Consider the following 25,651-nt stretch of genomic DNA (forward strand, 5'->3'; position numbering starts at 1 on the left):
CCGCTCTGTGATTCTCGTTCCCTCTCGTAGTGACCTAGAGATCGCTTCCCATCCTCTTCGCCCTGATCTTTCGCCCGATCTTTTTTTTCCCCCCCCCCCCCCCCCTCCTCTTTCTCCCTGTCTTCCCCCGCGCTGGTAGCATGGTGGGGCCGTATGAACGGCCGCGGATCCAGAGCGCCCCGGTGAACGAGTCCCGGAGCACCGCGCAACGACACCGAAGGAGAGCCATGCCGCTCGACGCTGCCACCAAGCAGTCCATCATCACCGAGTACGCCACTCACGAGGGCGACACCGGCTCGCCCGAGGTGCAGATCGCGCTGCTGACCCAGCGCATCAACGACCTGAACGAGCACCTCAAGGAGCACAAGCACGACCACCACTCGCGTCGTGGCCTGCTCCTCCTCGTCGGCCAGCGCCGCCGCCTGCAGGGCTACCTGCAGAAGGTCGACATCGAGCGCTACCGCGCGCTGATCCAGCGCCTCGGCCTGCGCCGCTGACTCCGCCTGCCAGCCCGGTCACCTCTCGCAGGGGCCGGGCTGGTCTGGTGTGATGTCCCTGTCGGTGCGACCGTGACGGTCGCGCCGGCACACCCAGACCGCACGATGGCGGGCGACGCCCGCCACGCCACCACCGCGCCGCCGGATTCTCGTCCGGTCCTCGGTAGTGGCCCCCCGAACCGTCCGGCCCCGGCCGGGCCCGGCTCCGTGGGCCTCGATCGAAGACCGCCGAGCCGTGGCGGCGCCCTCGAGATCAAGGAGGGCACCCGTGGAGGGTCCCGAGATCCAGTTCGCCGAGGCCGTCATCGACAACGGCCGCTTCGGCACCCGCACCGTCCGCTTCGAGACGGGCCGCCTCGCCCGCCAGGCCGCCGGCTCCGTCGCCGCGTACCTGGACGGCGAGACGATGCTGCTGTCGGCCACGACGGCCGGCAAGCACCCCAAGGACCAGTTCGACTTCTTCCCCCTGACGGTGGACGTCGAGGAGCGGCAGTACGCCGCCGGCAAGATCCCCGGCTCGTTCTTCCGCCGCGAGGGTCGTCCCTCGACCGAGGCGATCCTGGCCTGCCGCCTCATCGACCGCCCGCTGCGCCCCCTGTTCGTCAAGGGTCTGCGCAACGAGGTCCAGGTCGTCATCGACGTCCTGGCCATCCACCCCGACGACGCCTACGACGTGCTGGCGATCAACGCCGCGTCGGCGTCCACGCAGATCTCCGGCCTGCCGTTCTCCGGCCCGGTCGCGGGTGTCCGCGTCGCGCTGATCGACGGCCAGTGGGTCGCGTTCCCGAAGTACTCGGACCTCGAGCGCGCCGTGTTCAACATGGTCGTGGCCGGCCGCATCGTGGGCGACGACGTCGCCATCGCGATGATCGAGGCCGAGGCGACCGACGACGCCTGGAAGCTCATCAAGAACGAGGGCGTCGCCGCGCCGACCGAGGAGGTCGTCGCCCAGGGCATCGAGGCGTCGAAGCCGTTCCTCAAGGCCCTCTGCGAGGCGCAGGCCTCGCTCGCCGCCCAGGCGGCCAAGGAGGTCAAGGACTTCCCGGTCTTCCTCGACTACCAGGACGACGCGTTCGCCGCCGTCGAGGCCGAGGTCGGCTCCGCGCTGGGCGACGCGCTCGCCATCGCGGACAAGCAGGACCGCGAGAACCGCCTCGACGAGATCAAGGCCGGCATGGTCAGCGCCCTGACCGCCGAGGCCTTCGAGGGTCGCGAGAAGGAGCTGTCGGCCGCGTACCGCGCGCTGCAGAAGAAGCTCATCCGCCAGCGCGTCCTCACCGACGGCGTCCGCATCGACGGCCGTGGGCTCGCGGACATCCGCACCCTGTCCGCCGAGGTCGAGGTCATCCCGCGCGTGCACGGCTCCGCCCTGTTCGAGCGCGGCGAGACCCAGATCCTGGGCGTCACCACGCTGAACATGCTGCGCATGGAGCAGCAGATCGACTCGCTCGGGCCGGTCACGCGCAAGCGCTACATGCACAACTACAACTTCCCGCCGTTCTCCACGGGCGAGACGGGCCGCGTCGGCAGCCCGAAGCGCCGCGAGATCGGCCACGGCGCGCTGGCCGAGCGGGCCCTCGTGCCCGTGCTGCCGAGCCGCGAGGAGTTCCCCTACGCGATCCGCCAGGTCTCCGAGGCGCTGGGCTCGAACGGCTCCACGTCGATGGGCTCCGTCTGCGCCTCGACGCTGTCTCTGCTCAACGCGGGCGTCCCGCTGAAGGCCCCGGTCGCGGGCATCGCGATGGGCCTCATCTCCGACACCGTCGACGGTGAGACCCGCTACGCGGCGCTGACCGACATCCTGGGCGCCGAGGACGCGTTCGGCGACATGGACTTCAAGGTCGCCGGCACCAGCGAGTTCGTCACGGCCATCCAGCTCGACACCAAGCTCGACGGCATCCCCGCGTCGGTCCTGGCCGGCGCGCTGACCCAGGCCCGCGACGCGCGCCTGACCATCCTCGAGGTGCTCGCCGAGGCGATCGACGTGCCCGACGAGATGTCCCCGAACGCGCCGCGCGTCATCACTGTGAAGGTGCCGGTCGACAAGATCGGCGAGGTCATCGGGCCCAAGGGCAAGATGATCAACCAGATCCAGGAGGAGACGGGCGCGGACATCTCCATCGAGGACGACGGCACCGTCTACATCGGCGCCACCGACGGCCCCTCGGCCGAGGCCGCCCGCGCGGCGATCAATGCGATCGCCAACCCGCACGTCCCCGAGGTGGGGGAGCGCTTCGTCGGCACCGTCGTCAAGACGACGTCGTTCGGCGCGTTCATCTCGCTCTCGCCGGGCAAGGACGGCCTGCTGCACATCAGCCAGATCCGCAAGCTCGTGGGTGGCAAGCGCGTCGAGAACGTCGACGACGTGCTGTCCGTGGGCCAGAAGGTCCAGGTCGAGATCGGCGAGATCGACCCGCGCGGCAAGCTGTCGCTGGTCGCGGTGACCGAGGACGAGAAGGCCGACGAGCCCGCCGCCGAGACCCCCGCGGAGGCCTGACGCTCCGATGACCTGGCACCTTCCGCTCGTCCCCGCGGGCGAGCCCGGTGCCGACCTGACCGCCGGGCAGGACGGTGCGACGATCCGTCGCACCGTCCTGCCCGGCGGTGTTCGTGTGCTCACCGAGACGATGCCGGGCCTGCGCTCGGCGACGGTGGGCGCCTGGGTCGGCGTGGGCTCGCGCGACGAGACCGACGGTCACTTCGGCTCGACCCACTTCCTCGAGCACCTGCTGTTCAAGGGCACGCCCCGCCGCTCGGCGATGGACATCGCCGAGGCGTTCGACGCCGTGGGCGGCGAGGCCAACGCCGCCACCGGCAAGGAGCACACCTGCTACTACGCGCGGGTGCTCGACGCCGACCTGCCGATGGCGGTCGACGTCATCGCCGACATGGTCACCTCGGCCCGCCTCGACGAGGGCGAGCTCGAGACCGAGCGCGGCGTGATCCTCGAAGAGCTCGCGATGAACGACGACGACCCGGGCGACGTCGTGCACGAGGAGTTCTCCGCCGCCGTGCTCGGCACGCACCCGCTGGGCCGCCCGATCGGCGGCACCCCGGACACCATCCGCGCCGTGCCACGCGACGCCGTCTGGGAGCACTACCGCTGGCACTACCGGCCCGAGACCCTCGTGGTCTCTGCCGCGGGCGGGGTGGACCACGACGCGCTCGTCGCGCAGGTCACGGGCGCGCTGGACGCCGGCGGCTGGGACCTCGCTGCCGGTGCCGCGCCGCGCGACCGCCGGGCGACCGCCGCGGACCGCGCGGGCGTCCCGGACGAGGGCGTCGAGCTGACCGTGCGGCGCCAGGTGGAGCAGGCGAACGTCATCGTGGGGTCCACGGGCCTGGCCGCCACCGACGACCGCCGCTTCACCCTGTCGGTGCTCAACGCCGTCCTGGGCGGCGGCATGTCGTCCCGCCTGTTCCAGGAGGTGCGCGAGCGCCGCGGACTCGCCTACACGACGTACTCCTTCGCCTCCGGGCACGGCGGCCTCGGCACGTTCGGCCTGTACGCGGGCTGCTCGCCCGCCAAGGTCGACCAGGTCACCGAGCTGCTGGTCGAAGAGCTCGAGCGCATGGCGTCCGAGCCCATCACCGACGCCGAGCTGCAGCGCAGCATCGGCCAGCTCTCCGGCGGGCTCGTGCTGGGACTCGAGGACTCGGGGTCGCGGATGAGCCGCCTGGGCAAGGCCGAGCTGGTGTACGGCGAGCTGCTCAGCCTCGAGGAGTCGCTCGATCGCGTGCGCGCGGTGACCGCCGAGGACGTGCGCGCCCTCGCGGCCGACCTGGCGTCGCGGCCCCGCTCGGTGGTCCGCGTGGGCCCCTTCGGCGACTGAACACCGTCCGCCGACCGACCTGACGAACGAGATCGGAGACCTGATCGCATGAGCAAGACCCTCGTGGTGGCCGTGCTCGGCGCGGCGGGGCGCATGGGCGCCACCGTCTGCCGTGCCGTCGAGGCGGCGCCGGGCCTGGAGCTCGGCGCCCGGCTCGGCTCCGGGGACGCCGTGGACGTGGCCACCCTGGCAGGGGCGGACGTCGTCGTGGACTTCAGCGTCCCGGCGGCGACCGAGGCCAACGTGCACGCCGTGCTGGACGCGGGCTCGCACGCCGTCGTCGGCACGACGGGCTGGGACGACGCGTCCCGGGGCCGCGTGTCCGACCACCTGGAGAGCGTGAACGCCGAGCGCGCCGAGGCCGGCGAGGCCGGGCTGGGCGTGCTCATCGCGCCGAACTTCGGGCTGTCGGCCGTGCTGGCGATGACCTTCGCGGCGAAGGCCGCGCGGTACTTCGAGTCGGCCGAGGTGGTCGAGCTGCACCACCCCGACAAGGTGGACGCCCCGTCGGGCACGGCGCGGCACACCGCGGCCGCGATCGCGCGTGCCCGGGCCGAGGCCGGCCTGGCTGCGATGCCCGACGCCACCGAGACGGGCGTCGAGGCGCGCGGCGCCGACGTCGACGGGGTGCGCGTGCACGCCGTGCGGCTGCGGGGACTCGTCGCGCACGAGGAGATCCTCTTCGGCAACGAGGGCGAGCAGCTGGTGATCCGGCAGGACTCGTTCGACCGGGCGTCGTTCATGCCCGGGGTGCTGCTCGCGGTGCGCGAGGTCGGGAACCGTCCGGGGCTGACCGTGGGGCTCGAGAACGTGCTGGACCTGTCGTGAGCGACGTGCCGCGCCGGCGGGCGCCGCGGGGGCTCGTGGGGGCGCTCGTCGTCACCGCTCTGCTCGCGCTGTACGTCTGGGCGATCGCCTGGCGCGGCGTGGCGATGATCGGGTCGGGCGAGCCGGTGCTCGTCGCGATCGGCGTCGCGGTGCTCGTCATCCCGCTGCTCGTCATCCTGCTCATCGCGAAGGAGTACCGGCTCGCGACGCGCGTGCAGCGGATGGCGGACGTCCTCGCCGCCGCCGGTGAGCTGCCGGTGGACGACCTCCCGCGCTCGCCCGGCGGCCGGATCGACCGCGCCGCCGCCGACGCGGCCTTCGACGAGCGACGCGCCGCCGTCGAGCAGGACCCGGAGAGTTGGAAGGCCTGGTACCACCTGGCGTTCGCCTATGACGCGGCGGGCGACCGGCGCCGGGCGCGCGCCACCCTGCGCACGGCGTCCTCCCTGTTCACGCCCGGCGAGGGGGCCTGACCGGGGCCGTCGGTTCCACCACGAGCCCGCCAAGGCCACCGACCCCACCGATCCCACCGACCCCACCGACCCCACCGACCCCACCGATCCCACCGACCCCACCGACCCCACCGACCCCACCGACCCCACCGACCCCACCGACCCCACCGAGCCCACCGTCGAGCGCATCGTCCAGGCCGTCGGCGGGGGCGTCGGGCGGCGCCAGCCGCGTCCAGCAGTAGAGGGCGTGGCGCACCCGGGCCGCGCGGTCGGCGAGCTCGCCGAGGGCCACGAGGGCGGTGGCCAGCCGGTCGGGTGGCACGGGGCCCGGGAGCGTGGCGGCCGAGCGGGCGAGGGCGGCGAGCCGGTCCGGCGTCGCGCCGGCGAGAGCTCGAGCGAGCTCGTCCGAGACGGTCACCACCCACGGGCCCTCGTCCGCGCCGTCGACGACGGCGCCGTGGCGCGGGTGCGCCGTGACCTCGGCGTAGGGCTGGCCGCACAGGGCCGCGGAGATCCGCCCGAGCATGACGAACGGCTCCACCGCCGGGAGCCGCACCGTGTCGAAGAGGGGGAGCCCCGACCCGCGCGCCACGACCGACGGGCCCACCTCCTGGTGCACGACGGTCGCGGCGACCGCGTCGGTGGGCGCCGCGAAGTAGTCCGTGACGATCGGTGCCCGGGCGCCCCGGGCCGCGGCGTGGTCCATGCGAGCACGGTCGCACCGCGGTGCTACGGGCGCGTCACGGTGCCGTGACGGTCGGGCTACGGGTCGCGCGACGCACCGGCGACCAGGTCGGTCAGGCCTGCCGAGGGAAGGACTGCCGGGCCACGAGCACGGCGACGAGCGCGACCGCGACGATGCCCGCGCCGGTGAGCGCGAGGGTCCCGGGCCCGGGCCCGGCGACGATCACGGCGCCCACGGCGGCGCCGAGGCCGATCCCGAAGTTGGAGGTCGCGTTGACGAAGGCGCCCGCGACGTCGGGAGTCGCCCCCTGGGTGCGCAGCGCCGCCGCCTGGAAGGTGGCGGGGATGGCACCGAAGGCGGCGAGCCACACGCCCGCCGCGACGAGCACCCCCACGGCGCCGGGCAGGGCCAGCGCGACCGCGACGAGTGCGACGGCGATCGTCGCCATCGCGACGATCGTCAGGGCGCGGGGGCTGCGGTCGAGGTAGCGGGCCGCGCCCCACAGCCCGACGAGGCCGAGCGCCCCGAACACCAGGAGCACCGGGCCGACGGCCGCCTCCGACAGCCCTGCGGCCAGGAGGATCACGGAGATGTAGGTGTAGACGGTGTACTGCCCGCCGAAGAGCACCGTGTTGGTGCCGACGACGAGCCCCAGCCGGGCGCGCCCGCGGCGGGCGGCGTCGGCGTCGCGCGGCGCGGCGGGCTCGACCGCGACGGACGGCAGGAGGCGCGCGACGAGCAGCGCCGTCACGGCGCAGACGGCGGCGAGGACGCCGAACGACCAGCGCCAGCCCACCGCGGCGCCGAGCGACGTGGACAGCGGCACGCCCAGCACGAAGCCGAGGGTGCCGCCGGCGGTGACGAGCGTGAGCGCCCGGCCCGTGTACAGGGGGCTGACGAGGCGGGCCGCGTACGCGATCGACACGGAGAAGAAGATCGCGTGCCCGAGCCCGCCGAGGACACGCGCCCCCGCCACCACCGCGTACGACGGCGCCACGGCGACCAGCAGGTTGCTCGCCGCGTAGGTGGCGAGCGTGCCCAGCAGCAGAGGCTTGCGGGCCAGCGACCGGGTGGCGACGGTCAGCGGCACGGCGCACGCGGCGACCACGAACGCGTAGACGGTGACCAGCAGCCCCGCCGTCGACTCGCTCACCCCGACGCCCCGCGCGACCTGCGGCAGCAGGCCCACGGGCAGCACCTCGGTGGTGATCGCGACGAAGTTGGCCACGCCGAGCACGGCGATCCCGGCGGCGGCGTCACGCACGGTGCGGTGGGTCACCGGGCCGGGCTCGGCGGGCTCGTGGGCAGGGTCGGGCGCAGGACCGGAGGGGTGGGGCACCGCCTCATCCTGCCACCGGCGCGGCGCACCCATGACGTCGCCCGTGTCAGACCTCGAGGCCGTGGCCGAACCGGAACAACGGGTCGGCGGTGTCGAACGGCACGTCCTCGCGGGAGGCCTCGACGGCGGCCATGGAGCGCGGCAGGTCGAACGGCAGGCGGCCCTCGGGCGGCACGACGCCGGTGAGGGCGTCGAGCAGCGCGGGCGTGGAGGCGCCGAAGTCCGCCACCAGGGTGCCGTGGTCGCCGAGCGCCTCGAGCACGGGCGCGAGGACGGCGGGCCGGTCGAGGTAGACGTCGACGACGGTCGGCACCTGCGCGGCGACCTCCGCCACGCGGGCGACGACCTCGGCGGGGAAGTCCAGCGAGCCGGCGTGGAAGAAGCCCTCGAAGCCGGGGCCGCGGTCCTCGTACGGAGCCTTGAGGCGCAGCAGCGCCACGTCGGCCTCCGCCGGCGTCGCGACGACGGTCATGCCCTCGAGGTCGGCCGAGTCGCCGAGGTCGGCCGCGCCCTCCGCGTACACGCGCAGCCCCTGCGCGAGCGGGAGGTGGGCGGCGCCGCTCGCGGCGGACGCGAGCACGGTCACGGACCGCGACTGCGCGCGGCGCCCGGCGGCGACGAGGTCGGCGTGCCCGACGAGGGACGCCGCGGCGTCGGCGTCCACGAACCGGGCGCCGTCGAACAGGCCCAGCTCGAACTTCTCGCGCAGCAGGCGCGCGACGGACACGTCGAGGCGGTCCTCGGTGACGCGGCCGGCGCGGACGAGCTCCACCACGAGCTCCGGGCAGGCCTCGCCGCCGAGCTGGTCGGCACCGGCGGCGAGGATCCGCTCGACGCGGTCGAGCGGCGTCAGGTGCTCGACCCCCCAGGCGCGGGCCGGGAAGGGTCGCCCCATGATCTCGGCGTCCGAGACCAGGCCCCAGTCGGTGCAGACGATCCCGTCGAAGCCGAGGTCCTCGCGTAGCAGCCGCGTGAGGACCTGCCGGTTGAAGCCGAAGCCCACCTGCTCGACGTCCTCGGGGCCGTCGCCGAGGTCGGCCTCGAGGCCCACGGGCATGCCGTAGTAGGGCATCATCTGGCGGGTCCCGGCGGCGAGGAGCTCACGGAACGGAGCCAGGTGCTCGGCGAACCGGCCCCCGGGGTACACCTGCTCGCGCCCGTAGGCGAAGTGCGGGTCCTCGCCGTCGGCCTGCGGGCCGCCGCCCGGGAAGTGCTTCGTCATCGTCGAGACCGACGCCGCGCCGAAGGTCCCGGGCAGGCCGGCCTCGCGGGCGACGTCGCCGGTGGCCTGGAAGCCGCGCACGTACGCGGCGCCCATCCGGCCGGTGAGCTCCGCGTCCTCGCCGAAGGTGCCGTTCGCGCGGGCCCAGCGGGGCTCGGTCGCGAGGTCCACCTGGGGGTGCAGCGCGGTGCGGATGCCGACCGCGAGGTACTCGCGGCGGGCCGCGTCGGCGTGCTCCTCGACGAGGCGCTCGTCGCGGGTGGCGGCGAGGCCGAGCGTCTCGGGCCACTGGGAGAACGGTCCGGACAGCATCGCCGTGCCGGGGTTGTCCGTGAAGGCGTGCCGCGGGTCGGTGGAGACGGTCACCGGGATGCCGAGCCGGGTGGACGCGGCGAGCTCCTGGAGCCGGTTGTGCCAGAGGGCGAACTCGCGGGCCGTGGGCGGGGCCATGAGGACGTTGAAGTGCGTCATGCCGCGCTCCACCACCATGTCGGTGGTGGCGGGCACGCCCATGGCGGACGGGCCCTCGGACAGCGTGCCGCCGGTGCCCACCTCGATCATGGTCTGGAAGAGCTGTCCAGCCTTCTCCTCGAGGGTCATGCGGCCCAGGAGGTCGGCGACGCGCTCGGCGACGGGGCGCGACGCGTCCCGGTACGGGGCGTCGGCGGGGACGGGGGACAGGGTCTCGACGGTCGTCGCGTCGGTCATCAGCGGGCTCCTCGGATGAACATGGTGGCCACGGCGCCGACGGCGACGATGACCGCGGAGATGGCGAACAGGGCGGTGTAGTTGCCGCCCCCGCCGATGGCGAGGAAGGCCGGGGCGAGGGCCGGCGCCACCGACTGGGGCAGCGCGTTGGCGATGTTGAAGACGCCCATGTTCTTGGCGGCCTCGGTCTCGGCGTTGGGCAGCACGTCGGTGACGAGCGCGAGGTCGACGGCGAAGTAGGCGCCGAGGCCCGCGCCGAACAGGGACGCGCCGACGTAGAGCATCGCCGGGTCGTGCGCGACGGCGAACACGGCCAGGCCGGCGCCGGCCAGGAGCGTGGCGACCACGACGAAGACCTTGCGGCGGCCGGTGCGGTCGGAGAGGGCGCCGCCCACCGTGGACGCGATGACGAGCACCACGGCCTGGACGATCATGAGGCGCAGCTGCCAGCTCAGGGCCGTCGCGCTGTCGAAGCCGAACCGGTCGGACAGGAAGTACAGCTGGTAGGTGTTGTAGAGCGCGAAGCCGAACAGCATGAGGAAGCGGCCGAGGAACGCCCACGCGAAGTCGGGGTAGCGGCGCGGCGACACCCAGAAGCCCTGGAGGAAGGCGCCCAGGCGGAAGGCCTCGAGGTCGCCCTTCGGCAGGTGCCGGTCCTGGAGGACGAGGACGAGGGCGAGGACGCCGACGAGCGCGAGAGCGGTCGGGACCACGAAGATCCAGATCTGGTCCGCGCCCGCGGCGGTGAACCCGAAGGCGAGGCCGATGCCGACCAGGGGCGCGAGCTGCTGCACCATGCCGAGCAGGCCCGAGACGCGGGCGCGCTGCCGCTCCGCGACCTGGTCGGGCAGGATCGCCTGGAGCGCGGCCTGGGTGCCGTTGAACGCCAGCTGGGCGACGGCCCACCCGAGCACCACCACGCCGATCGTGGGGGCGAACGCGATGAGCAGCAGGCCGATGCTGCCGAGCAGCACGCCCCACAGCAGCCAGGGACGGCGCATGCCGAGGCGCGACGTGGTGCGGTCGGACAGGGCGCCCGCGAGCGGGTTGGCGACGAAGGCGAAGAACGCGCCGACGCCGGTGACGAGCGCGAGGTTCCCGGCGCGGTTCTCCGGGGTGGACAGGGCGTCCACCTTGAGCGCGAGGGTGCTGATGACCGGCGTGAGCAGCGCGATGTAGAGCGTGAAGTAGGCGAGGACGTACGCCACCACGACCCCCGTGCTCGCGACGCGTCCCTCGCGGTGCGGCGTGCCGGCGCCCGGGGGCGGCGGCACGGTCGGGGACGCGGGGGACTGGCCGGCCGGTGCGGCCTGAACATCTGCCATGGACGGACTCCTGGGTGTCTGGCCGGTCCGTCGTCGGGCCGGCGCCTTCGACCAATGCCTACCGTATGGTCGGTGAAGGAAGGCTACCGCATGGTAGGTATTGATTCGACACCCCGGCGTGACCGGGGCGTGGAGGAACCGTCGGGACGAGTCGGTCGAGACGGGACGGCGGGGGACAATGGCGCACGTGAGCGATACGACGACGGAACCGGCCGGCCGCGGGCGCGGCTACGCCAAGGGGCGTGCGAAGCGCGAGGAGATCCTGCAGGCGGCGATCGTCGCGTTCGGCGAGGTGGGCTACCACGGGGCGTCCCTGCGCGAGATCGCGGCGCGCGTCGGCATCTCGCACCCGGGGCTGCTGCATCACTTCCCGACGAAGGTCGCGCTGCTCGAGGCGGTGCTGGAGCACCGCGACGCCGTCGACTTCGCGGACTTCGACACCGACGTCGAGCAGGGCCGCTCGATGTTCGAGGCGCTCGTGCGCCTGGTGCAGCGCAACGCCCTGCGGCGGCCGGTGGTCGAGGTCTTCACCGGGCTCGCCGCCGAGGCGACATCCGTCGACCACCCCGCGCACGACTACTTCGCGCGGCGCTACGCGGACACCGTCGAGCGCGTCCGGGTGGAGCTGCAGCGGCTGGCCGCCGACGACCGGCTGCGCGACGGCGTCGACCCGGCCGTCGCCGCGCGGGCGATCGTCGCGCTCATGGACGGGCTGCAGGTGCAGTGGCTGTACTCGCTCGAGCGCCCGCGCGCCGAGCGCGTCGACATGGCCGGCGACCTGCGGTCCTACCTCGACCTGATCCTCGTCGACCCGGCGGCCTGACCGGGGGCCCGCCGGCCAAATCGCCTTCGAGCAAGCGATCCGTCGCGCCATCGGCGCGGATGGCGCGACGGATCGCTTGCTCGAGGCGGGCCGGGGTGTCAGGCGTTCGCGGCCTCGACGAGGTGGGCCAGCGCGGCGCGGTCGAACCCGGCGAGCCCGAAGTCCGCGATGACGGCCAGGGGCATGTCCGTGGCCATGGCGAGCATCGTCGGGTCGAGCGGCGTCGCCTCGAGCGCGGGCCGGATCGCGGCCGCGGCGACGGGGTGCGCCAGCGCCTCGCCGAGGGTGGACAGCTCGTGCAGCGGGAGCGTCACGTCCTCGCCGACGACGTCCACGACGAGCTCGGCGCGCAGGTCGCGCGACGACGCGCCGACCCCGATCCGGAACTCGCCGCCCTCGAGCACCCAGCGGCGCAGCACGGGGTGCCAGTACGACAGGTCGCGGGCGTCGAGGTCGAGCGTCACCACCTGGGACGCGCCGGGCTCGAGGAACACCTTGGCGAACGCCTTGAGCTCGCGCTCGGGGCGCTGCACCTGGGCCTGCGGGTCGCCCACGTACACCTGGACGACCTCGGCGCCCGCAGCGGCGCCGGTGTTCGTCACGCGCACCGCCACGCGCACGCGGGCGTCCGCCCCGGCGCCGGTGACCTCGGCGGTGGCGTCGTCGTAGGCGAACGTCGTGTAGGTCAGGCCGTGCCCGAACGGGTAGGCGACGCCGACCTTGCGGGCGTCGTACCAGCGGTAGCCCACCAGCACGCCCTCGCCGTAGCGGACGTGGCCGAGCTCGCCCGGGAAGTTCCCGAACGCCGGGGTGTCCTCGAGGCGCAGCGGCAGCGTCTCGGTGAGGCGGCCGGACGGCGCGACGGCGCCGGTGAGGACGTCGACGACGGCGGAGCCGCCGGCCTGCCCGCCGAGCCAGCCGGTGAGCAGCGCGGGCACGGCGTCCTGCCAGCCGGCGACGGAGATCGCGGAACCGCCCGCGAGGGCGACGACGACCCGCGGGTTGACCGCCGCGACGGCCTCCAGCAGCGCCACCTGGTCGGCGGGGAGGTCGAGGTGGTCGCGGTCGTAGCCCTCGGACTCGTAGGCGGCGGGCAGGCCGAGGAACACCAGGACCGTGCCCGCGCCGCGCGCGGTCTCGACGGCCTCGGCGACCAGGGCCTCGGCCGGCCGGTCGTCGTCGGGGCCCTCGGCGAGGGGGTAGCCGGGGGCGAACGGGACGTCGGCCCCCGCCGCCTCGCGGAGCGCGGTGAGGGCGTCGTCGAGCCGGGTCGGGTTGACCTGCGAGGAGCCGGCGCCCTGGTAGCGCGGGGTGCGCGCGAGCTCGCCGACGACGGCGACGCCGGCGAGCGCCTCGGGCGCCAGGGGCAGCAACGGCGCCGTGCCGGTCGGGCTGTCGACGGCGTCGTTCTTGAGCAGCACCGTGCCCGCGGCGGCGGCCTCGCGGGCCAGCGCGTGGTGGGCGTCGACGTCGAACGTCCCGGGGGCCTCGGCTGCCGGGAGCGACCGGGCGACGAGCCGCAGCACGCGGCGGGCGGCGGCGTTCACGAGGGCCTCGTCGAGCGCGCCGGAACGGACGGCGGCGACGACCTCGGCGTCGGTGCGGCCGCCCGAGGACGGCATCTCCAGGTCGAGGCCGGCGGCGACCCCGGCGACCCGGTCGCGCACGGCGCCCCAGTCGGAGACGACGAGGCCGTCGAAGCCCCACTCGTCGCGGAGCACGGTGGTCAGCAGCCAGTCGTGCTGCGAGGCGTAGACGCCGTTGACCTTGTTGTAGGCGCACATGACGGTCCACGGCCGCGACCGCCTGACGACCCGCTCGAAGGCCGGCAGGTAGATCTCGCGCAGCGTGCGCTCGTCCACGTCGGCGGACACGCGCATCCGGTCCGCCTCCTGGTTGTTGGCGGCGAAGTGCTTCAGCGAGGTCCCGACGCCCTGGGACTGGATGCCGTCGACGAGCGCGGCGGCGAGGTCGCCGGCCACCACCGGGTCCTCGGAGAAGTACTCGAAGTTGCGCCCGCACAGCGGCGACCGCTTGATGTTCACGCCCGGGCCCAGCAGGACGGCGACGTCGTTCGCGCGGGTCTCGCGGCCGAGCGCCTCGCCGACGCGGCGCAGCAGGTCGGCGTCCCAGCTGGACCCGAGCGCGGCGGCCGTGGGGAAGCAGGTGGCGGGCACGCTGGCGCCCAGGCCCAGGTGGTCGGCGGACTCGTCCTGCTTGCGCAGGCCGTGGGGGCCGTCGGTGACCATGACCGACGGGACGAGGGTCTCCCCGTCGCGCTCGACGGGCTGGGTGTGCCAGAAGTCGAGGCCGGACAGCAGGGACGCCTTCTCCTCGAGCGTGAGGGACGCGAGCACGCGCTCGACGTCGAACGGCGCGCCCGGGGTGGCGGGGGAGGTGGTGGCGGGCGTGCTGGCTGGCGCGGTCTGGTCGAGGGTCACGGTGGGCGCTCCAAGGGTCGGCGACGGTACGACGGAGCCAGCGTAACAAGAACCCTACCGTTCGGTAGGAAACGTGATCGCCGCCGTCTCCGACGCGCGTGCGCTCGGCGCGCCCCGGTCAGATCGCGGCGGACCAGCGACGCTCGACGACGTCCCGCACGCCCGTCGCCAGGGTGCGGGTCATGCCGTCGGGCCCCAGGCCCGCCGACGAGAGGAACTGCTCGCGGGCGGAGTCGTCGTCGAGCACCCAGGTGACGAGCTCCTCGGCGCCGTCGGCGCGCAGCCGGTCCACCGCCGCCGACAGCAGGCGCGACCCGTGGCCGCCGCGCTGGTGGCGGGGCTCCACCTCGAGCCCCACGAGCTGGCCGGGACCGACGGCCGCGAACCCCACGACCTCGGCGCCGTCGAGCGCGACGAACACCGCGAAGCCGGGCCCGGGCGGCGCGGTGATCGCCTGCGACCAGCGCTCGCGCATCGTCGCGACGTCGAGCGCGTCGACGACGCCGTCGCCGAGCGCCGTCTCGTGCGCCCGCCGCCACGCGGACACCTGGACGCGGGTCACCGCGTCCTCGTCGCCGGGGACGGCCGGGCGGACCGAGACGTCGGCCGTCTCGCGGAAGAGTGCCATCGGGCCACCCTAGTGAGTTCGGGGCGGGGTCCGGCGCAGGGTCCGGGGCGGCTCCCGGGCGGTCCGAGACCGGGAACAGCGCCTCAGCCCCAGCCGAGGGCGCGCAGGCCCGCCGCGGTGGCGGCCGCGAGCACGACGACGAGGATGAAGGGCGCGCGCAGCGCGAGGGCGATCGCCGCGACGGCGAGCGCGGGCACCCGGGCGTCCACGGCGAGGGCCTGCCCGTCCGCGAACGTCTGGACGACGACGAGGGAGACCAGCAGCGCCACGGTGACGAGCGTCGAGGTGCGCTGCACCCGCTCGGTGGCGAGCCAGTGCTCGGGCACGAGGTGGCCGGCGAGCTTGAGCGCGAAGCTGAGCAGGGACGCGACGAGCACGGTCACCCACAGCACGGTGGTGGTCATGCGGCCTCCTTCCGGCCGTCGGCGGGGCGCGGTCCGGCGACGGCCCCGACGACGATCGCGGCGGCGGCCGCGGCAAGCACGGGCAGCCCTGCGGGCACCAGGGGGATCAGCGCGGCGGTCACGGCGACGGCGATCGCGGCGACGACCTGCGCCTGCCGCGCCGCGAGCCGCGGCCACACGAGGGCGAGGAACGCGGCGCCGGCCGCGGCGTCCAGCCCCCAGGCGCGCGGGTCGCCGAGCGCGTCGCCGGCGAGCGCGCCCAGCAGGGTGAACGCGTTCCACAGGACGAAGACGCCGACGCCCGTGACCCAGAACCCGGCGCGCGTCGCGGCCCGCTCCCGCTGCCCGACGGCGACCGCGGTCGACTCGTCGATCGTGAGCTGCGCGGCGGCCAGCCGCCGCCAGCCGCGCACCTCGAGCAGCGGGGCGACGACGGCGCCGTACAGGGTGTTGCGCACGCCGAGCAGGGTGGACGTGGCGATCGCGGCGACGGGGGAGCCGCCGGCGGCGACCACGCCGATGAGCGCGAACTGTGACCCCCCGGAGAAGAGCAGGAGGCTGAGGGCCATCGTCTGCGGCACGCTCACGCCCGCCACGACCGACAGGGCACCGAACGAGATCCCGTACAGGCCGGTGGCCAGCGCGACCGACGCCCCCTGGCGGACGGCGGAGCGCACCGCCGGGTCTCGCCCCTGTCCACGTGTCACGCCGGTAGGAAATCACGGCGCGGCGGCGCCGCGGAAACAGAGCGGTCGCGGCGAGGTGTCGGATCAGAGCGCGACATACACGGTCTCGAGGTACTCCTCGAGGCCCGCCTCGCCGCCCTCGCGCCCGAGGCCGGACTGCTTCATGCCGCCGAACGGCGCGCTCGCGTCCGAGACCATGCCGCGGTTGATCCCGATCATCCCGGCGTCGATCTCGGACCCCACGCGCAGGGCGCGGTCGATGGACGTGGTGTACGCATAGGCGGCGAGCCCGTACTCCGTGTCGTTGGCGAGGGCGATCGCCTCGTCGTCGTCCCCGAACGCGACGACGGGCGCCACCGGGCCGAAGATCTCCTCGCGCACCACCCGCGCGTCCGCGTCGACACCCGCCAGCACGGTGGGCTCGAAGAACGTGCCTGGCCCGTCGGGGCGGCCTCCGCCGGTGAGCACCTGGGCGCCGCGGCCGGTGGCGTCGTCGACGAGCTCGGCGACCTTGGTGACGGCCTTCGCGTCGATGAGGGGCCCGACGTCGACGCGGTCGGAGTCGCCCCGCCCCACCCGCAGACGTGCGAACCGGTCGGCGAGCCGCCGCGCGAACTCGCGGGCGACGGAGTCGTGCACCAGGAAGCGGTTGGCCGCGACGCACGACTGCCCGGCGTTGCGGAGCTTGGCCACGGTGGCGCCGTCGACCGCCGCGTCGAGGTCCGCGTCCGCGAAGACGACGAACGGCGCGTTGCCGCCGAGCTCCATCGAGGTGCGCAGCACCTGGCCCGCCGCCTGGCCCAGCAGGGTGCGCCCGACGGCCGTGGAGCCCGTGAAGGAGAGCTTGCGCAGCCGGTCGTCGCCCAGCAGCGGGGCGACCAGGTCGCCGGAGGTCGCCGTCGGCACGACGTTCACGACGCCGCGGGGCAGGCCGCGCTCGGCGAGCTCGGAGCGGATCACCTCGGCCACGAGCATCGTCGTGAGCGGGGTCTGGTGGGCGGGCTTGACCACGATGGTGCAGCCGGCGGCGAGCGCCGGCCCGATCTTGCGGGTCGCCATCGCGATGGGGAAGTTCCACGGGGTGATCAGGAGCGCCGGGCCGACGGGGCGGCGGTGCACGAGCTGCCGGTTCGCGCCGGCGGGAGCGGTGCACACCAGCCCGTCGGCGCGGACGGCCTGCTCGGCGTACCAGCGCAGGAAGTCCGCGCCGTACGCCACCTCGGCCCGCGCCTCGGCGAGCGGCTTGCCGCACTCGGCGGTGATGAGGGAGGCGAAGGCGTCGGCGCGCGCCACGATCCGCTCGTAGACCGCGCGCAGGAGCTCCGAGCGCTCGCGGGGCGCCACCGCGCGCCACGCGGCCGCGGCGTCGGCGGCGGAGGCGAGCGCCCGCCGCCCGTCCTCGGGCGAGGCGTCCGCGACGTCGAACAGCACCTCGCCGGTGGCCGGGTCGGTGACCTCGAACGTCCGCCCGCCCGAGGCCGCGGTCCACTGCCCGCCTGCGAGCATGCCGGTCGGCAGGTGGGCCACGAGCGCGGGGGAGAGCGAGCTCATGCCCCCGAGTATGCACAGGGCTCGGTCCGCTCGACACGGGGAGCGGACGACCTTCGCCCGCTGCAGGGTCCGCGCAGGTGTCCCTACGATCGACGGGTGGGCGACGGGCGGAGCGAGGGCGCGGTGACGCTGCTGCTGCTCAACGGGCTGCCCGGCGTCGGGAAGTCGAGCGTCGCGACGGCGCTCGCGGCGGGCCGGCCTGGCACGCTCGTGCTCGACGTGGACGTGGTGCGCACCCTGATCTCGGGCGACCCCGCGGGCACCGCGGAGCCGGCCCGGCGGCTCGCCCTCGACATGGCGCGCTCGCACCTGGGCACCGGCGGCGACGTGGTGGTGCCGCAGCTCGTGGCGCGCCCGGACCAGGTGGAGCGGTTCGCGCGGGCCGCCGACGACGGCGGGGCGCGGTTCGCGCACGCGGTCCTGGAGGCCGACCCCGCGACCCTCGCGCGCCGGGTGGCCGACGACGACGCGGCGCACCGGCGGGGCCTGGACGCGGACGCGGTGGCCGCCTACGCCGCGGGCCTGCGCGCGGTCGCGACGCTGCCCGGCGTGGTCCGCGTCGACGCCGGGACGAGCGACGTGGACGCCGTCGCGGGCCGGGTGCGGGCCCTGCTCGACGGGTGATCCCGTCCGCCCTGGGCGGCCGCGCCCGGTACGGTTGCCCTATGACGCTCGCCGCCTCCGCCGCGCGCCCCTTCGGCGCTGTCCTCACCGCGATGGTGACCCCCATGACGCCCTCGGGCGACCTGGACCTGGACGCGGCGGTCAAGGTGGCCAAGCGCCTGGTGGACGACGGCAACGACGGGCTCGTGCTGTCGGGGACCACCGGCGAGTCGCCGACCACCCACGCCCCTGAGAAGGCCGACCTCGTGCGCGCCGTCGTGGACGCGGTCGGCGATCGGGCGTACGTCCTTGCGGGCGCCGGCTCCAACGACACCGTGCACGCCGTGCGCATGGCGGAGCAGGCGGCGGAGGCCGGCGCGCACGGGCTGCTCGTCGTCTCGCCCTACTACTCGCGTCCGTCGCAGGACGGCCTGTACCGGCACTTCGCGACGGTCGCCGACGCCACCGAGCTCCCCGTGATGCTCTACGACGTCCCGGGGCGCACCTGCGTCCGGATCGCGGCGTCGACCTACGAGCGCATCGCGCGGCACCCGCAGGTCGTCGCGACGAAGGACGCCACCGGAGACGTGTCGTCCGTCGCGCCCCTGGCGGCCGCGACGGGCCTCGCCTGGTACTCGGGCGACGACAGCCTGCTGCTGCCGTTCCTGTCCATGGGCGGCGCCGGCGTCGTGTCCGTCTCCGCGCACGTCGTGGGCGGGGCGTTCGCCGAGGTCGTCCGCCGCTGGGACGCCGGGGACACCGCCGGCGCCCTGCAGGCCTACCTGCCCACCGTGCCCGTGATCGACGCGCTCAACGGCGCCGGTGCGCAGGCCGTGATGGCCAAGGCCGCGCTCGAGGCGCTCGGCGTGCTCGACAACCGCGAGCTGCGCCTGCCCAACGTGGCCGCCTCCGAGGACGACGTCGCGCGGCTGCGTGACGCCCTCGTGACGGCGGGCTACCTGAACGACGGCGTCCGTGCGGGCGCCACCACACTTCCGTAAGACCGACCGGCCTGGAGGCCCCGTGAGCCACCCTCACCCCGAACTTCCCCTGCCCCCCGCCCTCCCGTCGAAGGGGCTGCGCATCGTGGCCCTCGGCGGCCTGGGCGAGGTGGGCCGCAACATGGCCGTCCTCGAGTACGAGGGGCGGCTGCTCGTCATCGACTGCGGCGTCCTCTTCCCCGAGGACCACCAGCCCGGCGTGGACCTGATCCTGCCGGACTTCGACTACATCAAGGACCGTCTCGACGACATCGAGGCGATCGTCCTCACCCACGGGCACGAGGACCACATCGGCGCCGTGCCCTACCTGCTGCGGCTGCGCCGGGACATCCCGCTCGTCGGCTCGCGGCTCACGCTCGCGTTCGTCGAGGCGAAGCTCAAGGAGCACCGCATCAAGCCGGTGCTCCGCGTCGTGGCCGAGGACCAGACCGAGCGGTTCGGCCCCTTCGACTGCGAGTTCGTCGCCGTCAACCACTCCATCCCGGACGCGCTCGCCGTCGCCGTCACGACCGGCGCCGGCACCGTGCTGCACACCGGCGACTTCAAGATGGACCAGCTGCCGCTCGACGGGCGCATCACCGACCTGCGCGCCTTCGCGCGCCTGGGGGAGAAGGGCGTCGACCTGTTCATGGTCGACTCCACCAACGCCGAGGTCCCCGGGTTCGTCACCAACGAGGTGGAGATCGGGCCGGCGCTGGACGCCGCCTTCGCGCAGGCGGAGAAGCGGATCGTCGTCGCCTCGTTCTCCTCGCACGTGCACCGCGTGCAGCAGGTGCTCAACGCCGCGCACGCGCACGGCCGCAAGGTCGCGCTCGTGGGCCGCTCGATGGTGCGCAACATGGGCATCGCCGCCGAGCTCGGCTACCTCGACGTCCCGCCGGGCGTCCTCATCGAGCTGAAGCAGGCCGCGAGCCTGCCCGACGACCGCATCGTCTACATGTCGACCGGCTCCCAGGGCGAGCCGATGGCCGCCCTGAGCCGCATGGCCAACGGCGACCACAAGGTGCAGGTGGGCCACGGCGACACCGTGATCCTCGCGTCGTCCCTCATCCCGGGCAACGAGAACTCCGTGTTCCGGGTCATCAACGGCCTCACGCGCCTCGGCGCCCGCGTCGTGCACTCCGGCAACGCCAAGGTGCACGTCTCCGGGCACGCGAGCGCCGGCGAGCTCCTGTACTGCTACAACGTGCTCAAGCCGAAGAACGTCATGCCGGTGCACGGCGAGGTCCGCCACCTGGTGGCCAACGGGGCGCTCGCGGTCCGCACCGGCGTGCCCGCGGACCGCGTCGTCCTCGCCGAGGACGGCGTCGTCGTTGACCTCGTGGACGGCAAGGCCTCGGTGGTCGGCGCCGTGCCCTGCGGCTACGTCTTCGTCGACGGCTCGACCGTCGGCGCCGTCACCGAGAACGAGCTCAAGGACCGCCGCACGCTGTCCGAGGAGGGCTTCGTCTCGGTCTTCGCGGTGGTCGACACCGCCACGGGCAAGGTGCTCGCCGGCCCGCAGATCCTCGCGCGCGGCATGGCCGAGGACGCGGCGGTCTTCGAGGAGGTCCAGCCCGACGTGGTCGCGGCGCTCGAGAAGGCGATCGCCGGCGGCGCCACCGACACCTACCAGCTGCAGCAGGTGATGCGGCGCGTCATCGGCCAGTGGGTGAACCGGCGCCTGCGCCGTCGCCCGATGATCGTCCCGGTGGTCGTCGAGGCCTGAGCGGACGCCGGAGGGCACCGCTCACGCCGCCCGTCGGGCGGTAGCCCAGGTCACGGGGCCGCGCCACTATGCTGGCGCGGCCCTGCCGCCTTTCCTGGAGGACTTCGATGACGCAGCCCGACCCGTTCGCCCCGCCGTCCGGCGCGGTCCCGCCCGCGACGCCGCCCGCCGTGCCCGCAGAGTCCTCGGCGCCGCAGCCCCGCTACGGCGCCTACGCGCCGCCGGGGACGCCGCTCCCGCCGCCACCCGGCCCGGCGGCGCCCGGGCCGTACGGACCGGGTCCGGCCGGCTGGGTCCCGGCGCCCGCCGCACCGACCGGTCTCGCGACCGCGGCCGTCACCATGGCCGTCGCCTGGACGGCGATGCAGGTGCTCCTCCTGGCCACGTCGTTCGCCGCGGTCGAGCCGTACGAGCGGGCCCTCGCTGAGGGGACGGACGCCCTGTCGGTCTGGACGGCGTACGACGGGCTGGGCTCGGTCGCCATCCCTGTCCAGGTGGCCACGTTCGTGGTCGCGTGCCTCTGGCTGCAGCAGGCCCGCGCCGCCGCCACGGCGCTGGCGCCCGGCGCGCGGCAGGTCCGCCGTCCGGTGTGGGTCTGGCTCGGCTGGGTGGTCCCCGTGGTGTCCCTGTGGTTCCCGTTCCAGGTCGTGCGGGACGTGCGCGCCGCCGTGGTCGGGCGTCCGCCGTCCGCCGCGTTCGGCTGGTGGTGGGCGTGCTGGCTCGTCGGGCTGTGGGCCTCGAACCAGGCCGCCTTCGCGGGGACGGGTCTCGGCACCCGGGACCCCGAGACCATCCCGGTGTTCGAGGGGATCGCCGCGGTCGCGACCGTGGCCGGTGCGATCCTCTGGGTCGGGCTGGTGCGCGAGATCACCCGCGGCCTGCGGTCCAAGGCCGCACCGGTGGCCTGACCCGGTGGGCCTGACCCGGCGACCTCGGCAGGCGACGTCAGCGGGCGAGCAGCGCCGGCCCGACGGCGCCGGCGGCGGTGTCGTACCGCGCGGCGCGCGCACCCTCGTCCCCGGGCAGCAGCCCGGACAGCTCCAGCGACACGAGCCCGTGGACCAGGCCCCAGAGGCCGACGGCCACGGGCTCGACGTCGTCCGGGGCGGCGGCGAGGACGCGCGCCACGGCGTCGCGGAGCACCAGGAAGGTGGGCTGCTCGGTGGCGGGCGGGGCGGCGGCCCCGGGCCGGACGGCGCGGTCGAACATCGCCCGGTAGAAGTGCGGGTCGGCCAGCGCGCTGCGACGGTAGGCCACCCCGAGGGCGCGCAGGTCGGCGGCGGGGTCGTCGGTGCGCGGCACGGTGGCGAGGTGGGTGGCGAAACGGCGGAAGCCCTCGCAGCTGACGGCGGCGAGGAGGTCCTCGCGGGAGCCGAAGAGGGCGTAGACGGCCGACGCGCTGGTGCCCGCCGCCGCGGCGACCGCGCGCACCGTCACGGCCGCCTCGCCTCCGGTGGACAGCGCCTCGGACGTGACCTCGAGCAGGCGGGTGCGCAGGGCGTCGTCGTGGAGCCGGGGGCGGGGCATGCCGCGAGCCTAGACCTCTTGACGCGGGTTTGCGAACGTTGTTTTATAACAGTGTTCGCAAACATCGCGCCGCTCTCCGGAGGTCATCGTGCTCGAGCTCACCGACGCCGCCCGCATCACCGCGGGCGTCGTCCTGCTGACCGTCGTCGGGATCGAGTCCGGCGGGTACTTCCTCGTCAAGGTCGTCACCGGGCGGGTGGCGGCGACGCCGTTCCAGACGTCGTTCTTCCGGGCGGGCCACGCCCACGCCGGTGTCCTCGTCATCCTCGGGCTGCTCTGCGTGGTCCTCGCGGAGGCCACCGACCTCACCGGGGCATGGCGCTGGCTCGCGGCGACCGGCGTGCTCGTGGCCGCGATCCTCATGCCGGCCGGGTTCTTCCTCGCCGCCGTCGGCCGCGGTCGGACGGCCCCCAGCCGCGCGGTCCTGCTGCTCCCCGCCGGGGCCGCGGTGCTGGCCGCCGGCGTCGTCACGCTGGCCGTGGGGCTCCTGTCAGCGGGCTGAGCCGGCAACACGCGCCCGGGACCTGCGGCGTCGTGACCCGGGGCCCGGGTACCGTGGGAGCATCATGGCGACCCGGACACCCGCCCGCAGGATCACCGGGACTCCGCGGGGCACGGCGAGGACGGGGCGGACCGCATCCGTGGCCGCCCCCACCCGGCGCGCGCCCGCCCGCACCTCGTCGTCCGGCCGGTCCGGCACGGGGTCGGGCAGGAGCTCCGGCAAGGGCTCCGGCCGGGGGAGCGCGCGCCGCGCGCCGGCCCGTCGGCCGGCGCGGTCCGGGCCGTCCTGGCCTGTCCGGGCCGTGCGCGGCCTGTACCTGGGCGTCGCGCACGGGGTCGGCAGCCTGACCCGCAGCATCACCAAGGGAGCAAGAGACCTGGAACCCGAGCACCGCCGAGACGGCGTCGCCTTCTTCCTCATCGCCCTCGCGCTGGTCGTCGCCGCGCGCGAGTGGTGGGGGATCTCCGGCACGTTCGGCACCGTCGTCCACGCCGTCGTCGCCGGCACCGTCGGCCTGGCCGGCGTGGCCGTGCCCGTGCTGCTGCTGTGGCTCGGCTTCCGCGTCATGCGCCACCCCGAACGCGCCCAGGCGAACTCGCGCGTCGCCATCGGCCTCACGTTCATCGTCGTGTCGGTGTGCGCGCTCGTCGCGATCGCCGAGGGCACCCCGGCGCCGGCGGACGGTTTCGCCGCGCTGCAGGACGGCGGCGGCATCATCGGCTACCTCGCCGCCACCCCCGTGGTGACCGGGCTGACGGAGTGGGTGGCCGTGCCGCTCTTCCTGCTGCTCGGGTTCTTCGGGCTCCTGGTGGTCACGGCCACGCCGGTGCACCGCATCCCGGAGCGGCTGCGCGGCCTGTACGACCGGCTCACGGGGAACCACCGTGGCGCCGAGGACGTCGACGAGGACGGGCTCCCGCTCGCCGAGGGCGTCTCCCGGCACGACGGCTCCGACCCGGCGCCGCGCAAGAAGCGCACCCGCAAGACCAAGGCGCAGCGCGCCGCCGAGGCGGCCGAGGCCGACGGGCTGGACGAGTACGCGGGGGACGAGGCGTTCGAGAAGGCGGCCATGCTGGATCGGGCCAACCAGGAGAAGGAGGAGGCCGCCGCCCGCGGGGCGAAGGGGGCCCGGGGCAAGGCCACGCAGCGTGTCGGCGCCGCCGCGACGGCCCCGGTCGAGTCGGTCTCCGCCGCCGTGCCGCCGGCCGAGGCAGGCGCCGGGCAGGCTCCCGCGGGCGACCTGCCGCCGATGGGGCGCGCGGAGCAGCCGATGCTCGACGGCGACACCGTCTACCTGCTGCCGAACGAGGACTCCCTGGTCCAGGGCGCGCCGCACAAGACCCGGTCCGCGGCGAACGACCGCGTCGTCGAGTCGCTGACGAAGGTCTTCGAGGACTTCGGGGTGGACGCGCAGGTCACGGGCTTCACCCGCGGTCCCACGGTGACCCGCTACGAGGTCGAGGTGGGCGCCAAGACCAAGGTGGAGCGCATCACGTCGCTCTCCAACAACATCGCGTACGCCGTCGCCAGCGCGGACGTGCGGATCCTGTCGCCGATCCCCGGCAAGTCCGCGATCGGCATCGAGATCCCGAACTCCGACCGCGAGACGGTCGTCCTGGGCGACGTGCTGCGGTCCTCGGCCGCGCGCCGCACCGAGCACCCGATGGTCATGGGCGTGGGCAAGGACGTCGAGGGCGGCTACGTCGTCGCGAACCTGGCGAAGATGCCGCACATCCTCGTCGCCGGCGCCACCGGCGCGGGCAAGTCGAGCTTCATCAACTCGATGATCTGCTCGATCCTCATGCGCGCCACGCCCGAGCAGGTGCGGCTCATCCTCGTCGACCCGAAGCGCGTCGAGCTGACGATCTACGAGGGCATCCCGCACCTCATCACGCCCATCATCACCAGCCCCAAGAAGGCCGCGGAGGCGCTGGACTGGGTGGTGCGCGAGATGGACGCCCGGTACGACGACCTGGCGACGTTCGGGTACAAGCACGTCGACGACTTCAACGCGGCCGTGCGGGCCGGCAAGGTGAAGCCGCTGCCCGGCTCGGAGCGCAAGATCGCGCCGTACCCGTACCTGCTGGTCGTGGTCGACGAGCTCGCCGACCTCATGATGGTGGCTCCCCGTGACGTCGAGGCCTCGATCCAGCGCATCACGCAGCTGGCGCGCGCGGCGGGCATCCACCTCGTCCTCGCCACGCAGCGGCCGTCCGTGGACGTCGTCACCGGCCTCATCAAGGCGAACGTGCCGTCCCGCCTCGCGTTCGCGACGTCGTCGCTCGCCGACTCCCGCGTCGTGCTCGACCAGCCCGGCGCCGAGAAGCTCATCGGGCAGGGCGACGCGCTCTTCCTGCCGATGGGCGCGGCGAAGCCGATGCGCGTGCAGGGCGCCTGGGTCACCGAGTCCGAGGTGCACAGCGTCGTCGAGCACGTGAAGGCCCAGCTCAAGCCGATCTACCGCGAGGACGTCACCGCGCCGGCGGCGGCCAAGAAGCAGGTGGACGAGGACATCGGCGACGACCTGGACCTGCTGCTGCAGGCCGCGGAGCTCGTCGTGACCACGCAGTTCGGCTCCACGTCGATGCTGCAGCGCAAGCTGCGGGTCGGCTTCGCGAAGGCGGGCCGGCTCATGGACCTGCTCGAGTCGCGGGAGATCGTCGGCCCGTCCGAGGGCTCCAAGGCGCGCGAGGTTCTCGTGACGCCGGACGACCTGCCCTCGGCCCTCGCGCTGATCCGCGGCGAGACGCCGCAGGCCTACGACCAGGACGCCGACGCGGACTCCCCGGCCGACCCGTACGCCGACGGCACGGACGGGCACGCCCCGCCCGTGGCGACCGACTACCACGACGACGCCGACACCGACCCGGAGCACGGCTGGCGCTGAG

22 protein-coding genes are annotated in these 25,651 nt (G+C 74.6%); 12 read left to right on the top strand and 10 right to left on the bottom strand.

Going from position 1 to position 25,651, the window contains the following annotated elements:
• Positions 1–227 precede the first annotated feature (227 nt).
• The 5 genes from rpsO (at position 228) to ACWF41_RS09540 (ending at position 5,631) form a co-directional block, all read left to right on the top strand.
• Complete coding sequence (gene rpsO, locus ACWF41_RS09520; RefSeq protein WP_380243829.1) at positions 228–497, top strand: 30S ribosomal protein S15; 270 nt, start codon at positions 228–230, stop codon at positions 495–497.
• A 268-nt stretch (positions 498–765) separates the two neighbouring features.
• Positions 766–2,994 carry a polyribonucleotide nucleotidyltransferase gene (locus ACWF41_RS09525; protein WP_380327024.1) on the top strand — a complete coding sequence of 743 codons (2,229 nt, stop codon included), beginning with the start codon at positions 766–768 and terminating at the stop codon, positions 2,992–2,994.
• Positions 2,995–3,001: 7 nt separating this feature from the next.
• Entirely contained in the window at positions 3,002–4,330 is a 1,329-nt protein-coding gene (locus ACWF41_RS09530) for a M16 family metallopeptidase (protein WP_380347131.1), read from the top strand.
• 48 nt (positions 4,331–4,378) lie between these two features.
• Complete coding sequence (gene dapB / locus ACWF41_RS09535) at positions 4,379–5,158, top strand: 4-hydroxy-tetrahydrodipicolinate reductase (protein ID WP_380325492.1); 780 nt, start codon at positions 4,379–4,381, stop codon at positions 5,156–5,158.
• A complete protein-coding gene (locus ACWF41_RS09540) occupies positions 5,155–5,631 on the top strand; it encodes a tetratricopeptide repeat protein (RefSeq protein WP_380325495.1) in 477 nt (158 codons plus the stop codon). Before dapB ends, ACWF41_RS09540 begins: the two co-directional genes overlap by 4 nt.
• Here ACWF41_RS09540 and ACWF41_RS09545 read toward each other — a convergent pair.
• The 4 genes from ACWF41_RS09545 to ACWF41_RS09560 all read right to left on the bottom strand — a co-directional run bounded on the left by ACWF41_RS09545 (position 5,609) and on the right by ACWF41_RS09560 (position 10,889).
• Positions 5,609–6,316 carry a hypothetical protein gene (locus ACWF41_RS09545; RefSeq protein ID WP_380325498.1) on the bottom strand — a complete coding sequence of 236 codons (708 nt, stop codon included), beginning with the start codon at positions 6,314–6,316 and terminating at the stop codon, positions 5,609–5,611. The two genes, ACWF41_RS09540 and ACWF41_RS09545, sit on opposite strands and share 23 nt — an antisense overlap.
• Positions 6,317–6,407: 91 nt before the next feature.
• Positions 6,408–7,634: an MFS transporter gene (locus tag ACWF41_RS09550; RefSeq protein WP_380325501.1), complete on the bottom strand. Its 1,227-nt coding sequence runs from the start codon at positions 7,632–7,634 to the stop codon at positions 6,408–6,410.
• A 46-nt stretch (positions 7,635–7,680) separates the two neighbouring features.
• The gene (locus ACWF41_RS09555) at positions 7,681–9,564 is read right to left on the bottom strand and encodes a glycoside hydrolase family 3 protein (RefSeq protein WP_380325504.1); all 1,884 of its coding nucleotides are present in this window, start codon (positions 9,562–9,564) and stop codon (positions 7,681–7,683) included.
• Complete coding sequence (locus ACWF41_RS09560; RefSeq protein ID WP_380325507.1) at positions 9,564–10,889, bottom strand: MFS transporter; 1,326 nt, start codon at positions 10,887–10,889, stop codon at positions 9,564–9,566. The genes ACWF41_RS09555 and ACWF41_RS09560 overlap by 1 nt, the downstream gene beginning before the upstream one ends.
• A 187-nt stretch (positions 10,890–11,076) precedes the next feature.
• On the opposite strand from ACWF41_RS09560, the gene ACWF41_RS09565 reads away from it, so the two are divergent.
• Entirely contained in the window at positions 11,077–11,712 is a 636-nt protein-coding gene (locus tag ACWF41_RS09565; protein ID WP_380325511.1) for a TetR/AcrR family transcriptional regulator, read from the top strand.
• A 98-nt stretch (positions 11,713–11,810) separates the two neighbouring features.
• Here ACWF41_RS09565 and ACWF41_RS09570 read toward each other — a convergent pair whose 3' ends face one another.
• The 5 genes from ACWF41_RS09570 to ACWF41_RS09590 form a co-directional block, all read right to left on the bottom strand.
• Positions 11,811–14,153, bottom strand: coding sequence for an aryl-beta-d-glycosidase (locus ACWF41_RS09570; protein ID WP_380315873.1), 2,343 nt, complete (start codon positions 14,151–14,153; stop codon positions 11,811–11,813).
• A 118-nt stretch (positions 14,154–14,271) separates the two neighbouring features.
• Complete coding sequence (locus ACWF41_RS09575; protein WP_380315870.1) at positions 14,272–14,781, bottom strand: GNAT family N-acetyltransferase; 510 nt, start codon at positions 14,779–14,781, stop codon at positions 14,272–14,274.
• Between the two features lie 83 nt (positions 14,782–14,864).
• Positions 14,865–15,185 carry an AzlD domain-containing protein gene (locus ACWF41_RS09580; RefSeq protein ID WP_380315867.1) on the bottom strand — a complete coding sequence of 107 codons (321 nt, stop codon included), beginning with the start codon at positions 15,183–15,185 and terminating at the stop codon, positions 14,865–14,867.
• Positions 15,182–15,892: an AzlC family ABC transporter permease gene (locus ACWF41_RS09585; RefSeq protein WP_380315864.1), complete on the bottom strand. Its 711-nt coding sequence runs from the start codon at positions 15,890–15,892 to the stop codon at positions 15,182–15,184. The genes ACWF41_RS09580 and ACWF41_RS09585 overlap by 4 nt, the downstream gene beginning before the upstream one ends.
• Positions 15,893–15,955: 63 nt before the next feature.
• On the bottom strand, positions 15,956–17,422 hold the full coding sequence (locus tag ACWF41_RS09590; protein WP_380315861.1) for an NAD-dependent succinate-semialdehyde dehydrogenase: 1,467 nt from the start codon (positions 17,420–17,422) through the stop codon (positions 15,956–15,958).
• A gap of 96 nt (positions 17,423–17,518) precedes the next feature.
• Between ACWF41_RS09590 and ACWF41_RS09595 the strand changes: the two genes are divergently transcribed.
• The 4 genes from ACWF41_RS09595 (at position 17,519) to ACWF41_RS09610 (ending at position 21,642) form a co-directional block, all read left to right on the top strand.
• The gene (locus tag ACWF41_RS09595; protein ID WP_380315858.1) at positions 17,519–18,046 is read left to right on the top strand and encodes an AAA family ATPase; all 528 of its coding nucleotides are present in this window, start codon (positions 17,519–17,521) and stop codon (positions 18,044–18,046) included.
• Between the two features lie 41 nt (positions 18,047–18,087).
• Positions 18,088–19,026: a 4-hydroxy-tetrahydrodipicolinate synthase gene (dapA, locus tag ACWF41_RS09600; RefSeq protein WP_380315855.1), complete on the top strand. Its 939-nt coding sequence runs from the start codon at positions 18,088–18,090 to the stop codon at positions 19,024–19,026.
• Between the two features lie 22 nt (positions 19,027–19,048).
• Positions 19,049–20,734: a ribonuclease J gene (locus ACWF41_RS09605; protein ID WP_380315852.1), complete on the top strand. Its 1,686-nt coding sequence runs from the start codon at positions 19,049–19,051 to the stop codon at positions 20,732–20,734.
• 107 nt (positions 20,735–20,841) lie between these two features.
• The gene (locus ACWF41_RS09610) at positions 20,842–21,642 is read left to right on the top strand and encodes a DUF4328 domain-containing protein (RefSeq protein WP_380315849.1); all 801 of its coding nucleotides are present in this window, start codon (positions 20,842–20,844) and stop codon (positions 21,640–21,642) included.
• Positions 21,643–21,679: 37 nt separating this feature from the next.
• On the opposite strand, the gene ACWF41_RS09615 is transcribed toward ACWF41_RS09610, so the two are convergent.
• Positions 21,680–22,261, bottom strand: coding sequence for a TetR-like C-terminal domain-containing protein (locus ACWF41_RS09615; RefSeq protein ID WP_380315845.1), 582 nt, complete (start codon positions 22,259–22,261; stop codon positions 21,680–21,682).
• Positions 22,262–22,349: 88 nt separating this feature from the next.
• On the opposite strand from ACWF41_RS09615, the gene ACWF41_RS09620 reads away from it, so the two are divergent.
• Together ACWF41_RS09620 and ACWF41_RS09625 are read left to right on the top strand one after the other, a co-directional pair.
• Positions 22,350–22,763 (top strand): hypothetical protein, encoded by a 414-nt coding sequence (locus ACWF41_RS09620; RefSeq protein WP_380315842.1) that lies wholly within the window; start codon positions 22,350–22,352, stop codon positions 22,761–22,763.
• A gap of 139 nt (positions 22,764–22,902) precedes the next feature.
• Entirely contained in the window at positions 22,903–25,650 is a 2,748-nt protein-coding gene (locus ACWF41_RS09625) for a DNA translocase FtsK 4TM domain-containing protein (RefSeq protein WP_452182428.1), read from the top strand.
• Position 25,651: the final 1 nt, after the last annotated feature.

This window comes from Isoptericola sp. NPDC055063, assembly GCF_053608125.1.